14 protein-coding genes are annotated in these 14,070 nt (G+C 41.4%); 11 read left to right on the top strand and 3 right to left on the bottom strand.

Annotation, left to right across the window (positions count from 1 at the left end; genetic code table 11):
* Positions 1-139: 139 nt before the first annotated feature.
* Together WC615_RS10065 and WC615_RS10060 are read left to right on the top strand one after the other, a co-directional pair.
* A complete protein-coding gene (locus WC615_RS10065; protein WP_372977973.1) occupies positions 140-1,513 on the top strand; it encodes a Gfo/Idh/MocA family protein in 1,374 nt (457 codons plus the stop codon).
* 19 nt (positions 1,514-1,532) lie between these two features.
* On the top strand, positions 1,533-2,237 hold the full coding sequence (locus WC615_RS10060; RefSeq protein ID WP_372977972.1) for a DUF1080 domain-containing protein: 705 nt from the start codon (positions 1,533-1,535) through the stop codon (positions 2,235-2,237).
* Positions 2,238-2,346: 109 nt separating this feature from the next.
* Here WC615_RS10060 and WC615_RS10055 read toward each other — a convergent pair whose 3' ends face one another.
* Together WC615_RS10055 and WC615_RS10050 are read right to left on the bottom strand one after the other, a co-directional pair.
* Complete coding sequence (locus WC615_RS10055; RefSeq protein WP_372977971.1) at positions 2,347-3,378, bottom strand: aldo/keto reductase; 1,032 nt, start codon at positions 3,376-3,378, stop codon at positions 2,347-2,349.
* A gap of 47 nt (positions 3,379-3,425) precedes the next feature.
* Positions 3,426-4,109 carry an aspartate/glutamate racemase family protein gene (locus WC615_RS10050; RefSeq protein ID WP_372977970.1) on the bottom strand — a complete coding sequence of 228 codons (684 nt, stop codon included), beginning with the start codon at positions 4,107-4,109 and terminating at the stop codon, positions 3,426-3,428.
* A gap of 204 nt (positions 4,110-4,313) precedes the next feature.
* Here WC615_RS10050 and WC615_RS10045 point away from each other — a divergent pair, with 204 nt between their 5' ends.
* The 4 genes from WC615_RS10045 to WC615_RS10030 all read left to right on the top strand — a co-directional run bounded on the left by WC615_RS10045 (position 4,314) and on the right by WC615_RS10030 (position 7,192).
* Complete coding sequence (locus WC615_RS10045; RefSeq protein WP_372977969.1) at positions 4,314-5,072, top strand: SDR family oxidoreductase; 759 nt, start codon at positions 4,314-4,316, stop codon at positions 5,070-5,072.
* 117 nt (positions 5,073-5,189) lie between these two features.
* The gene (locus WC615_RS10040; protein ID WP_372977968.1) at positions 5,190-5,639 is read left to right on the top strand and encodes a GatB/YqeY domain-containing protein; all 450 of its coding nucleotides are present in this window, start codon (positions 5,190-5,192) and stop codon (positions 5,637-5,639) included.
* Positions 5,640-5,765: 126 nt separating this feature from the next.
* Complete coding sequence (locus tag WC615_RS10035; RefSeq protein ID WP_372977967.1) at positions 5,766-6,527, top strand: alpha/beta fold hydrolase; 762 nt, start codon at positions 5,766-5,768, stop codon at positions 6,525-6,527.
* Positions 6,528-6,529: 2 nt separating this feature from the next.
* Positions 6,530-7,192 (top strand): CBS domain-containing protein, encoded by a 663-nt coding sequence (locus tag WC615_RS10030; protein WP_372977966.1) that lies wholly within the window; start codon positions 6,530-6,532, stop codon positions 7,190-7,192.
* A gap of 82 nt (positions 7,193-7,274) precedes the next feature.
* Here WC615_RS10030 and WC615_RS10025 read toward each other — a convergent pair whose 3' ends face one another.
* The gene (locus WC615_RS10025; protein ID WP_372977965.1) at positions 7,275-7,745 is read right to left on the bottom strand and encodes a hypothetical protein; all 471 of its coding nucleotides are present in this window, start codon (positions 7,743-7,745) and stop codon (positions 7,275-7,277) included.
* A gap of 177 nt (positions 7,746-7,922) precedes the next feature.
* Between WC615_RS10025 and WC615_RS10020 the strand changes: the two genes are divergently transcribed.
* The 5 genes from WC615_RS10020 to bamA all read left to right on the top strand — a co-directional run bounded on the left by WC615_RS10020 (position 7,923) and on the right by bamA (position 13,900).
* A complete protein-coding gene (locus WC615_RS10020; RefSeq protein ID WP_372977964.1) occupies positions 7,923-8,798 on the top strand; it encodes an NAD kinase in 876 nt (291 codons plus the stop codon).
* 10 nt (positions 8,799-8,808) lie between these two features.
* Positions 8,809-9,594: a DUF6089 family protein gene (locus WC615_RS10015; protein ID WP_372977963.1), complete on the top strand. Its 786-nt coding sequence runs from the start codon at positions 8,809-8,811 to the stop codon at positions 9,592-9,594.
* A 137-nt stretch (positions 9,595-9,731) separates the two neighbouring features.
* Positions 9,732-10,253, top strand: a complete 522-nt coding sequence (locus WC615_RS10010; protein WP_372977962.1) for an ExbD/TolR family protein — start codon at positions 9,732-9,734, stop codon at positions 10,251-10,253.
* Positions 10,254-10,549: 296 nt separating this feature from the next.
* Entirely contained in the window at positions 10,550-11,290 is a 741-nt protein-coding gene (locus tag WC615_RS10005; protein WP_372977961.1) for an isoprenyl transferase, read from the top strand.
* A gap of 63 nt (positions 11,291-11,353) precedes the next feature.
* Positions 11,354-13,900 (top strand): outer membrane protein assembly factor BamA, encoded by a 2,547-nt coding sequence (bamA, locus tag WC615_RS10000; protein WP_372977960.1) that lies wholly within the window; start codon positions 11,354-11,356, stop codon positions 13,898-13,900.
* The last annotated feature ends 170 nt before the right edge of the window (positions 13,901-14,070 follow it).

The raw sequence follows: 14,070 nt of genomic DNA, 5'->3' as shown, positions 1-14,070 counted from the left end.
TTACCAAGAGCTATCATTCATCAGCTATTTATAATTCTTTTCCAATTATTACATAAAAACTATACCTTCACTTTTCGGGCATCCTTGCCCGGTTACCTAATTCATTAGCATATATTATTAAATACCTTAACGCATCATTATGAAAGAAAACTCTGAAGCATCACGTAGGGGCTTTTTAAAAAAACTGGCTACAACCGCTGCCGCTGTAACTGCGGGCAGTAGCTTAATTGCGGCCGATAAACATACAGGCAGCTTTACTTATTTAAAAAAAGAATATAACCAATACGGCCCTAACGATCAGGTAAACATAGCACTTATAGGTGCCGGCGGTATGGGCACGCAGGATGCCATTGTTGCCCTGCAGGTACCGGGCGTAAAACTTGTTGCCGTATGCGATTTATACGACGGCCGCTTAAAAGAAGCAAAAACACGCTGGGGCGCAGATATTTTCACTACAAAAATTTATAAAGAGATATTAAACCGTAAAGATATTGACGCGGTAATTATAGCCACGCCCGACCATTGGCACCAGCAAATTTCTGTTGATGCTATGCACGCCGGCAAACACGTGTATTGCGAAAAACCGATGGTGCATTCTGTTGCCGAAGGCCCTGCGGTAATAAAAGCGCAGAAAGAAACCGGGAAGATATTCCAGGTGGGCAGCCAGGGTGTATCATCATTAGGGAATGAGAAAGCTCATGAACTGCTTAAAAGCGGCGCCATTGGCGAACTAAACTATGCCGAAGGTTTTTGGGCGCGCCGCGCGCCTGTTGAGGTTTGGCAATACCCAATACCTGAAGATGCATCGGCACAAACTGTAGATTGGGAAACGTATGTAAGCAACACCCAAAAACGCCCTTACGATTCAAAAAGGTTTTTCCGCTGGAGGAATTATACCGATTACGGTACCGGCATGGCCGGCGACTTATTTGTTCACCTGTTTAGTAGCCTGCACTTCATTACCGATTCAATGGGGCCTAATAAAATATATGCATCAGGCGGGTTACGTTACTGGAACGACGGTCGCGAAGTACCCGATGTTTTATTAGGTACATTTGATTATGGTAAAACTGTTGCCCACCCGGCGTTCAATCTGTCGTTGCGTTGCAACTTTGTAGATGGCACCAGCGGTACCACCTATCTTAAATTGGTAGGCAGCGAAGGCTCGATGGACATTACCTGGGATAGCGTAACGCTGAAACGTAATAAAGTTATCCAGTCGGACGATCCGTTCTATATCGAAAAATTACGCAAGGCCGGTCAAACAGATTCGGCCCGTAAACATATTTTACCGCCCGAAGAAATTACATACAATGCCGAGAAAGGTTACCTGGGCGGCCCTTACGACCACATGAACAACTGGATAACTGCTATACGTAATAACGGCAAAGTAACCGAAGATGCCATTTTTGGTTACCGTGCGGCAGCGCCTGCGCTTTTGTGTAACGATAGCTACTATAAAAACAGCCCTATGTTTTGGGATCCTGAGAAAATGAAAATGGTTAGTAAATAAGTTAAACCCCTTGTATAACATGAATAGGAATTTTAAAATATTAGGCCTTGCCGCCGCTATGGTTTTTGTGGGTTCGCAAAGCTTTGCACAGGCCAAAAAAGCCGGATGGGTGAGCTTGTTTAATGGCAAAAACCTAAAAGGCTGGCACGGCTTCAACAAAACAGGAGAGGTAAAGAACTGGGAAATTGAGAACGGCGCACTGGTTTGCCTGGGTACGGTTAAAGGTACCGATACAGGCGGCGATATTGTTAGCGATAAGCAATATAGTAACTTTGAGCTGGCCTGGGAGTGGAAGATAGATAAAGGCAGTAACAGCGGTGTTTTATACCACGTGGTTGAAGAACCAAAATACGAGGCATCGTACCTTACCGGCCCGGAGTACCAGATAATAGATGATATTGGCTGGGTGCCCGATAAACTGGAGGAATGGCAAAAAACAGGTGCCGATTATGCTATGCACATCCCTAACAATCTTAAGAAAGTAATGCCCGTAGGCCAGTGGAACACCAGCCGTATTGTGTTTAACCATGGCCACGTAGAGCATTGGCTAAATGGTAAAAAAATAGTGGAATTTACCGCCTGGGACGCCGATTGGAATAAGAAAAAAGCCGAAGGCAAATGGAAAGACCACCCGGAGTATGGCATATCAAAAATTGGCCACATTGCCCTGCAGGATCATGGGCATAAGGCATATTTTAAGAATATCAGGATAAAGCAGTTGTAGGGTATATTGTCGCCGACGTTTCTATCGGAGATTGCAACGCTATCGCTTGCAATGATGCTTGGAAAGATATTAATAGAAAAGGCCCCGATTTATCGGGGCCTTTTCTATTTTAATAAAACTTCGGTATCGGGTTCAACTTTGTATCCTGGCGTTGGTGCCAGTAGGGGTATATTGGGTCGCGGTCGCTGGCGGCATCCAATTTTTTAATCTGCTCGGTAGTCAGGTTCCAGCCTACGGCATCAAGGTTTTGTTTAAGTTGTTCCTCGTTACGGGCACCAATAATAATGTTGGCAACTGTTGGGCGCTGCAATAACCAGTTAATAGATACTTGCGCTACTGATTTGCCTGTTTCTTCGGCTACCTCATCCAAAGCATCTACAATAGTATAAAGGCGTTCCATGTCGGTCTCGGGGCCGTGGCTGCCACCCTGACTGCGGCGGTTATCATGTGGTATAGGCTGGCCGCGGCGGTATTTACCACCCAACTGGCCTGATGCTAACGGGCTCCATACAATGGTGCCAACGTTTTGATCAATTCCGGCAGGCATTAGTTCCCATTCAAATTCCCTGTCTAATAACGAGTAGTAAGCCTGGTGAGCTATGTATTTGGCCCAGCCATATCTTTCAGATATAGAAAGCGATTTCATTAAATGCCAGCCCGAAAAATTTGAACAGGCAATATACCTTACTTTGCCGCTGGTTATCAGGTCGTCAAGCGCGCGCAGGGTTTCTTCAACCGGCGTTACGCCGTCAAAGCCGTGCATATGGTAAATGTCTATATAATCGGTATTTAAACGACGAAGGCTATCCTCTGCCGACCGTACAATGTTGAACCTCGACGAGCCATAGTCGTTTGGCCCATCACCCATCCTGAAGGTGGTTTTGGTTGAGATCAAAACTTCTGAACGTAAGCCTTCAAGCGCCTGGCCCAATATTTCTTCAGAAGCGCCGCGCGAGTAAACGTTAGCGGTATCAAACAGGTTTACGCCTGCGTCAAGGCATAAGCGTACCAGTTTTTTTGCATCATCAAGCTGGGTATCTCCCCACGCTTTAAAAAAGTCGCCTTTGCCGCCAAAAGTGGCAGTACCAAAGCTAAGTACCGGTACGTGTAATCCCGAGCCGCCTAATTGTCTGTATTCCATATGTATGTGATGTTTGTTATTGTAAAGAGTTTCGTGATTTATACGAACTATATCGACAACGCAAATTCTACTGCCGCTGCCGAGTGAATTTTAGTAGTATCAAAAACAGGGACAGAAATATCTGTAGTGTTTATTATTAGCGGGATTTCGGTACAACCTAAAATAATGCCTTCTGCACCGTTTGCAATTAACTCATTAGCAATTGCAATATAGGCTGTTTTGGTTTCGGGCTTAATAATCCCTTTCCCCAACTCGTTTTTTAAAGTTTCCTGTATATAATCCCTGGTTGTTTGTTGGTCCGGAATTAAAACCTCAATGCCGCCTTTTATAAACTCATGCTTATAAAATTCCATTTCCATGATAACTTTAGTTCCTAATAAACCTATTTTTTTTATTCTCTTATTATGCACTGCATTAACGGTAGCGGTAATAATACTTATAACAGGCAATCCAATTTTATCTTGTAAATCATCTGCAAATAAATGAGCTGTGTTAGCACATAATACAATGGCCTCTGCTCCGCTTTTTTTTAATGTTTCGCAAGCATTTAAGAGTAATGGGAATGAGTTTACCCATCCTTTCTCTTGTACATCACCAAAATTAAGGGAGTAAATAATACATTCTGCAAAGTTAAGGTTACCTAATTTCTGGTTAATGCCTTCGTTAATATATTTATAGTATTCAATGGTAGAAGTCCAGCTAATACCTCCGATAAGACCAATTTTTCTCATACCCAATTAAATATTATCCCTTAAATACCATTAGCGTGACACTGTTCAAATCTCGCTGATAGTTTTAAAGTTTATATCACGCGAATACCATAAACAAAATTAATGGTTGATGGCTGACAAACCCTGCAAAACTATCCTTACCGTAAAAAGACAAATAAAGTCAACATAAAAACATAATTTCGTTGCCGATAGTTACTCTTATCTATGGCAAAGATCGCATTAATAACAGGCGCCACCGCAGGGATAGGCGAGGCCTGTGCTCACACATTTGCACGCGAAGGATATAACCTTATACTTACCGGCCGCCGCATGGACAGGCTGGAGGCGCTGGCACAAAAGCTTAATAAAAAGTATAACGTAGAGGTAGCCGTATCATCATTTGATGTACGCAGCCGCGAACAGGTTATTCAAAACCTGGAAGGCCTGCCCGCTAAATGGAAAAAGGTTAATGTGCTGGTAAACAATGCCGGCCTTAGCCAGGGGCTCGACCCGATACAGAACGGCAGCTACGACGATTGGGAAACCATGATAGATACCAATATAAAAGGCCTGCTGTATGTAAGCCGGGTGGTATCAAACTGGATGATCACAAACGGCCACGGGCATATTATTAACTTAGGGTCGATAGCCGGGAAAGAGGTTTATCCTAACGGGAATGTATATTGTGCAACCAAACATGCCGTTGATGCCTTAAATAAAGGTATGCGGATGGATTTGGTTCAACACGGTATCAGGGTAACCGCTATACATCCCGGCGCTGTGGAGACGGAGTTCTCGGAAGTGCGTTTTAAAGGTGATAAGGATCGCGCCAAAAAAGTATATGAAGGTTTTGAGCCGTTGGTGGCTGATGATGTTGCCGAAACCATTTGGTTTGTAGCATCGCGCCCGGCGCATGTAAATATTAGCGACCTTGTTATTATGCCAACTGCGCAGGCAACGGCTACTAATATTATAAGAAAGTAAATTTGTTAGGAAAGTTGGGAAAGGCCGATAAGTACGAAAGGCAATAAATAAAATAATAAACAACATAAACTTCCGGACTTGCCGATTGATCGGACTTCCGGACTAAATCACAAAACCATGTCATTATTAACCCAGATAGATCAGGATATAAAACAAGCAATGTTAAGCAAACAAGCCGATAGGCTTAGGGGGCTTCGCGCTATTAAATCGGCTTTACTGCTTGCAAAAACAGAAAAGGGCGCAGCCGAAGAATTAACACAGGATGCAGAGATAAAAGTGTTGCAAAGGCTAATCAAACAACGCAAGGAATCTGCAGACATCTATAAAGCGCAAAACCGCGAGGACCTGTACGAAATAGAAATGGCAGAAATGTACGTGATAGAACCATACCTGCCGCAGCAAATGACCCGTTTTGAAATTGAAGGTTTTGTACAGGAGGTTATTGAAAGGCTTGGCGTTACTTCGGTTAAAGATATGGGCAGGGTAATGGGCGTAGCTAATAAAGAGCTTGCCGGCCGTGCCGATGGTAAAACGGTTTCTGAGGTAGTGAAACAACTATTAGGCTAACTACGCCGTAACTATTGTTGAGAGAAAACCGCGCTAACTATTTTTATAATTATAATTTTACAACATTTTAGACTGAAATTGAATTTGGTCTGATATATTTACAGTAATACTTACACTGATCATACTATGAATTTTGCGCTTAAAGAGGAAAAAGGATTTACTTATATAGAGGAAGGGCAGGGCGAGCCTTTATTGCTGCTGCATGGCCTTATGGGCGCTTTAAGTAATTGGGACGCGGTTATAAATGAATTTAGCGCTAATTATAGGGTTTTAATACCGGTATTACCTATATATGATATGCCTTTGTTAACAACAGGAGTCCGTGCGCTGTCAAAATTCGTACATAAATTTATAAAGTATAAAAAACTTAGCAATGTTGTTCTTTTAGGTAATTCGCTTGGCGGGCATGTTGGCTTGGTTTATGTGTTAGCACACCCGGGTTATGTAAAAGCTTTGGTGTTAACGGGCAGCTCGGGTTTGTATGAAAATGCATTCGGAGGTTCATTTCCCCGCCGCGAGAGTATTGATTTTGTGAGAGAAAAGGTGCGATACACCTTTTATGATCCAATTATCGCTACTGAGGAAATGGTGCTGGATATACATGCAATGATCAACGACAGGCATAAGGTTATCAGGCTATTAGCTATGGCAAAATCGGCCATTCGCCATAATATGAAAGATGAACTGCGCAAAATAACCATGCCGGTATCATTGATATGGGGCAGGGATGATAAAATTACCCCGCCCGAGGTAGCTGTTGAGTTTAACGAGCTATTGCCTAATTCGGAGTTACATTGGATAGATAAATGCGGCCATGCGCCTATGATGGAGCGGCCGGTTGAATTTAACCAGTACCTGAAGCAATTTTTAGAAAAAATAAAAAAATAGATATGCTTGCAATTGAGTTGATAGCTAACGCGATACCGCCGGTACACACTTCTGATAGTATACAGAAGGTGTTTGACCGTATGGCAGAGTTTCGTATAGCACACCTGCCAATTGTAAACGAAGAACAGTTTTTAGGCCTGGTGAGTGAAGACGACCTGATAGAGGAACCCGATTATAATTCGCCTATTGGCGCCATCGCACTTTCGCTGGTTAACCCTTATGTGCTGGAAGAGCAGCATATTTACGATGTTATCCGTTTGTTTTATGAGCGCCAGCTAACCGTGGTGCCTGTACTTAATATCAAAAAAGATTATTTGGGCTTAATATCTATTAATAGCATGAACGAGTACTTCGCCAAGCTTACTTCGGTATCAGAGCCGGGCGGTATTATTGTGCTTGAGGTTGATAACAAAAACAATTCACTTGCCCATATGTCGCAGGTGGTGGAGTCAGATAACGCGCAGATCCTGAGCTCATACACGCGCACCTTCCCGGATAGTACCCGCATGGAAGTTACCCTTAAAGTTAACAAGCAGGATATCTCTAACATCCTTGCCACCTTTCAGCGTTATAACTACGATGTTAAAGCCACCTTTAACTTTACCGATCATAATGATAACTCGATGGACCGGTTTGATTCGTTCATGAATTACCTGAACTTGTAAAACTTAAATACTTTAATCAATAAAAAACGCTAACCCATTTTACATAGGTTAGCGTTTTTTATTGTTTTTAGTGTTTGTAGGCTTAGTTATCATCCCTCGTTTTTACCCGTATGCCTATGCTATGATTCTTGTTGCTGAAAATATAAGTATATGCTCCTTTAGTAAAAATCACGTCTTCACTTGTTTGCTTTATCTTTTTAAATTCCTTGTCTTTAATTGTTGTGTTTTTTGCTTCAGTAAATACATCTTCGGCTATGTTAAAACTCATGTGTAAAGCTTCGTTCTTATAACAGTACAAGTAAATGCTAACATCATTAGCGTCCTCTAAACTATAAATATAAGCGTTGGTCTGCTCTATTTTAAGCATCCGGTCATATTTAAAACCTTGTTCTTCAAGAAACTTTTTTTGATTAGAGCAGGTTATGTTTTTATATAGGCGCTCTATTGTTACAGTTGGCATTTCTACTACATACTCCTGATCGTTTTGTGCATACCCTATGGCTGTAGAGAGCAACAGGAATAATAGCACCAAAGTTTGTTTGATTTTTTTCATTGTTTGCTTGTTGTTTTTGTTCTATTTTGGGTTAAATAAATAAAAAACAAATCGATAATAGAATACCCATATCCGGGTATATTCAGGTGTCAGCAGTTAATGTATTGCGTATAGCAGTATTATTTGAAACTATACTGCTGTACTTTATTTTCAAAGTTCGATATTCGTACTACAAATATGAAAATAGCAGTTTACGGCAGGCAGTTTAACGATCCATCGGTGTTCCCGTACATCCGCCAGGTGTTTGATAGTCTTGCACAGCATAAGGTTGAAGTTTGCATTCACCCCATTTTAAATGATTTTTTAAAGGGGAATGTTGATACATCTGCCTGTACACTATTAAACTGCACCGATCCTAACGACGTTGATGTTTTTTTAACCCTTGGAGGGGATGGTACGCTGCTGGATATGGTAACCGTTATCCGCGATTCGGGCGTGCCGGTTATCGGTATAAATTTTGGCAGGCTGGGGTTTTTGGCCAGCATCAATAAAAGTGATATTGCGGCAGCTATTCACGCCGTAGTAAATAAAGAATTTTCGTTGGATAGCCGCGAACTGCTGGTGATAGAATCTGAACAAAAAATATTTGGCGATAATAACTTCGCGCTGAATGATGTAACCATCCACAAGCGCGATGATTCGGCCATGATAACCACACATGTATCGCTGGATGGCGAATTTTTAAACTCGTACTGGGGCGATGGTATCATTATATCTACCCCCACGGGCTCAACAGCATACTCGTTAAGCTGTAACGGGCCAATTATCTTCCCGCAATCAAACAGTATTGCGCTTACGCCTGTTGCGCCGCACAATTTAAATGTTAGGCCTGTTGTATTGCCTGATACCAGCACCCTAACGCTTGATATTGACTACCGCGGCAATAACTACATTGTATCCTGCGATAGCCGTACCGTTATTGTTGATAAACCCATGCAGTTTAAAGTTTATAAGGCCGATTTTAAGCTCAACCTGGTGCGGCTAAATAATGAAAGTTACTTATCTACGTTAAGGAAAAAGCTATTATGGGGTTTAGACGCCCGTAATTATTAAATTTGCCTTGATGCCTAAATACATTGCTGCTTTATTTATCCTGTTCATTTCTTTAAATGTACAAGCCCAAACCTGGGAGGTAGGAGGGAGCGCAGGCATGGCAGGCTACATAGGTGATCTGAATGTTAATAACCCCGTAAAACCAAGCGGCGGTTTTGCAGGCCTATTTGTAAAACGCAATTTTAACCGGTACCTGGCCGCAAAACTCAGTTACAGCTTTGGGCAAATAAGCGGTGCAGATAGCACATCAGATTATCAGCAGTTTAGAGACCGTAACCTAAGCTTTACTACCCCTTTAAAAGAACTGAGCCTGGTTGCCGAGTTTAACTTTATGAGTTATATACCCGATGCGGGTAAAAACCTGTATACACCTTATATATATGCAGGCGGCGGCATTACCGCATTTGCGCCAAGGGCTATGTTAAATGGAAGCCAGATAGGGTTAAGGCAACTGCGCACCGAGGGGCAGGCCAGCCCATATGCAAAGTACACCCTGGTTTTACCTTTTGGTGCAGGTATAAAATATAATATTTCCGGTAAATGGACATTGGCAGCCGATTTAGGTTACCGTATTACCCGTACCGATTACCTGGATGATGTAAGTGGCAATTATGCCCCTGCAAGCGCTTTGCCCAATGCTACCGCTGTAAAACTTGCGGACCGCTCTGGCGAAAGAAACAACAATTATATAGGTACCCCCGGTACCCAGCGCGGCGATTACAGGCCAAGGGATTTTTACATGTTTGCTGGCTTTACCATATCATATACTTTTGTAACACAGCAGTGCTATTATTAAGTAAAATCCATTGCTATAAAATATTATATCTTAATATATAAAATAAACAGAATTAAATTTCGTTTATTAAAACTTTACAGTACATTTATACGTTTAATAATTACTAACCCAATTGTTTCACCTTAAACTGTACTATCATGGCCGAATTAAATTCAACCCCGGAAAAATCAGGAAGCAAAAAACGCACAAAAAGAATCGCCTTAAGGGTAGATCTTACCGCGATGGTAGATCTGGCTTTCCTGCTGATTACGTTTTTTATCATGACCACTACACTTACCAAGCCTAAAGCAATGGATGTAGCCATGCCGGTTGGTGATATACAGGGACCGGTACCCCAATCGCGTACCATGACTATTTGCCTTGGTAAAAACAATCAGGCCATGTATTATTTGGGTATGGCCGAGAAACCCATAATAGCCGCCACGCTTACCAACTACAGCAGCAGTGGCCTGCGTAAAGCCATATTTGACACCCGCAAATATGTGCAGCAAACCACCGGTAAAAGTATGCTGGTAATTATAAAACCGGCAGAAAGCTCCATTTACGAAAACCTGGTAACCACCCTTGATGAAATGACCATTACCAATGTGCAGCAATACGCTATTGCCGATATAGCACCAAAGGATATCAGTTTGTTAAAAGACAGGCAGGCATATTAAACGGCATAGCAATAACTCATAAAAGATAACTCATTATTTACTAACCCTTTTTTGCTGTAGCAGAAAAGGGTTTTGTTTTTTGTAACCCGCTTATAGTGAGTAATAGAATTTATTTATAGGCTATTGGAGATAATTATTTCTTTTTTGCAGCATACTAAAATAATACAAAGTAAGTTTTACCTTTGTCACCTGAAAAAAAGCGCATAAGTTGTTGAAAGCTTTGCCAAAAACGTTTCAAAAATTAATAAAGCAATAGGTGCAACAGTTGGTATGCAACTGTTAAAACCGTTCGGGAAATGAGTTATAAGGACCAGATAGATCTTCAGAAATTACCCCGCCACATAGCAGTTATTATGGATGGCAATGGCCGATGGGCTAAGGGAAAAGGCAAGTTAAGGGTGTTTGGCCATCATAACGGGGTGCTGTCTGTACGGGATATTGTTGAGGGAGCGGGTGAATTGGGTATAGAATATTTAACCTTATATACCTTTAGTGCCGAAAACTGGAGCCGGCCCAAATTTGAGGTTACCGCTATAATGGAGTTGCTTATCAGTACCCTTAACAAGGAAATTGCTAAGCTGATGAAGAACAATGTGCGTTTAAATGCCATTGGCGATTTAAACATGCTGCCGGGCAAATGCCACCAGGAATTAAAAAACGCTATAAGCAAAACAGCCGCTAATACCGGGTTGGTGCTTACACTTGCGCTGAGCTATAGCTCGCGCGGCGAAATTGTACATGCTGCTAAAGCTTTAGCAGCCAAAGTACAAAGCGGGGAATTGAACCCTGCCGATATTGATGAACAATTGTTTGAAGATAATTTATATACCGGCGGTATGCCAAACCCTGAACTGTTGATCAGGACGAGTGGCGAGTATCGTATAAGTAATTATTTGCTATGGCAAATTGCCTACGCCGAGTTGTACTTCACCGCAAAGCTTTGGCCCGATTTCAGGCGCGAAGACTTGTATGAAGCTATACTTGATTTTCAGAAACGCGAACGCCGTTTTGGGATGACAAGCGAGCAGGTAAACTAAATTTTTACTTTTAACACTTTTTAACAACTGTATAAATTATTTTTAGCCCACTAAAATATTCGAATGAATAAAGTTTTTTTTGCTCTTCTCTTCTCTGTTATAAGCACGGCAGCACTGGCACAGGTTAATGGTATTAGACCGTCGTCCGGATCTATACCTGCCGATAGTTTGAGCTATCTTAATCCAAAAGATTATATTATAGGTGGTATAACCGTATCAGGCGCCAAGTATTTAGATAAAGATGTATTACTTACCATCTCTAAATTAAACAAAGGCGATAAAATAAATCTTCCGGGCGAGGCTAACGCTAACGTAATAAAGGATCTGTACAAACAGGGCCTTTTTGATGATGTACAGTTAAATGTTACCAAAATAAATATGGATACCATTTACCTGGAAATTGCCGTTGTTGAGCGCCCCCGCTTATCGCGCCTGCACATAACAGGTATCCGCAAAGGCGAAATAGAAGACGTAAATAAAAAACTAAATGATAAAACAGGGAAGATTGTAAACGAAAACCTGTTAAGTACTACAACCGCTATCATTAAAAAACACTTTAATGAAAAAGGATACCTGAACACAACGGTAAAAATCACTCAAACCAAAGATCCCGGGGATGCTAATAGTGTAATACTTGATGTTGCGGTAGATAAAAAATCGAAGGTTAAGATAAACAGTGTTACGTTTGAAGGCAATAAGGCATTCACTGATGCTAAGCTTCGTAAGATGCTTAAAAACACACGTGTTAAAAAGTTCTATAATATATTCGGGTCTAAAAAATTCAAGCAGGATAAATACGAAGAAGACAAGCAAACCCTGGTAGAAAAAATGCAGGCCAAGGGTTACCGTGATGCCGAAGTTTTAGCAGATACCGTAACCAATCATGATGAGAAAACGGTTGATGTTAAAATAAAAGTTTTTGAAGGCCCTAAATATTACTTTGGTAACATTAAATTTTCGGGTAATGCCCAGTATCCTTCAGAAACGCTGGCGAAAATATTACAGATAGAAAAAGGACAGGTATTTAGCGAAGACGAGTTAAACAAACGTTTAACAGGGCCAACACCAAATAACGATGATGTTTTGTCTCTTTATTTAAACAATGGTTACCTTACCGTTAATGCCGACCCTGTACAAACAAGAATATATAACGATACTGTTGACCTTGATATAAGAATATATGAAGGCCCGCAATACACCATTAACCGTGTAATACTAAAAGGTAACGATGTTACTAACGATAAAGTAGTAAGGCGCGAAATAAGAACAAAACCAGGACAAAAATTCAACAAAGAATTATTGATACGCAGTGCGCGCGAAATTGGGCAACTGGGTAACTTTGATGAGCAAAAAACCGAACCAAGGCCAACAAACATTAACCCTGTGGATGGTACCGTAGACTTGGTTTACAATGTGGTTGAGAAACCATCAGATCAGATAGAACTATCGGGTGGTTTTGGTGGAGGCCAGTTAGTAGGTACACTGGGTTTAACATTCAATAATTTTTCGTTACGTAACCTGTTTAACCTAAAAGCATACAAACCATTACCAAAAGGCGATGGGCAAAAATTAAGCTTAAGGGGACAGTCAAGCGGCCGTACTTACCAAAACTTCTCGTTCACCTTCTCTGAACCGTGGTTGGGTGGTAAAAAGCCAATTTACTTTGCAGTATCAGCGTATACACAAGGTAGCTCAACAGGGCAGTACTACCCCAAAACAAGCCCTTACTATAACAAATTGCGTATAAACGGTGTTGGGGTAACATTAGGTAAGCGTTTAAACTGGCCTGATAACTACTTCCAGCTAAACTACTCGTTAAACGTTGACCACTATGACCTGGATAACTACGGCGGTTACCTGTTCCAAAACGGTACATCATATAACATTAAATTAACGCAGGAGCTTAGCCGTAACTCGATAGATATGCCGCTTTATCCAACATCGGGTTCAAATATCAAATTAACGATACAGGCAACTCCGCCATATTCGTTGTTTAATAGCATAAACTATAATATAGCTACACCAGAGCAGCGCTACCACTTTGTAGAGTACTACAAATGGAAGTTTGATGCACAATGGTTCCAGCGTATAACCGGTAAGTTGGTATTAATGTCGCAGGTGCGTTTTGGTTACCTGGGCCAGTATAACAAATTGGTTGGTCCGTCACCGTTCGAGCGCTTTAAACTGGGTGGCGACGGGATGCAGAGCTATCAGTTTTTACAGGGTACAGATATAATTGGCTTACGCGGTTATGAAAACTTCTCAATTGTGCCTGTAGGTTCAAACCAAAATGCTAATACAAACCAGGGTAGTGCTATCTACAATAAATACACAATGGAGTTAAGGCACCCTGTAATTACAGGCCAGTCTGCTACTATATTCTTACTTGGATTTGTTGAAGGTGGTAACGTTTGGGATAATTTTAGCCAATTTAATCCGTTTAACATAAGGCGCTCTGCGGGTGTTGGTGCAAGGATATTTTTACCGATATTTGGTTTGTTAGGTTTAGATTACGGTTACGGTTTCGACCAGATACCGGGCCAGCCTGATGCAAATAAAGGTCATTTCCATTTTACAATTTCACAAAGCTTAAGCGGAGGATTTAATTAAATTTGTACAGCAGTTTATGAAAAAGATAATTTTAATACTTTGTTTTACGTTTGCAGCCTGCACAGCAGCGTTGGCGCAACGCTTTGCATATGTTGATTCTGATTATATTTTAAAACACATGCCCGAATATGCTTCATCGCAAAAGCAACTGGCATCGCTATCAGAATCCT

It is taken from the genome of Mucilaginibacter sp. (assembly GCF_041663085.1).
Lineage (GTDB): Bacteria > Bacteroidota > Bacteroidia > Sphingobacteriales > Sphingobacteriaceae > Mucilaginibacter.
Note: the sequence above shows the minus strand (reverse complement) of the source record. Positions and strands in the feature narration are given on the sequence as shown.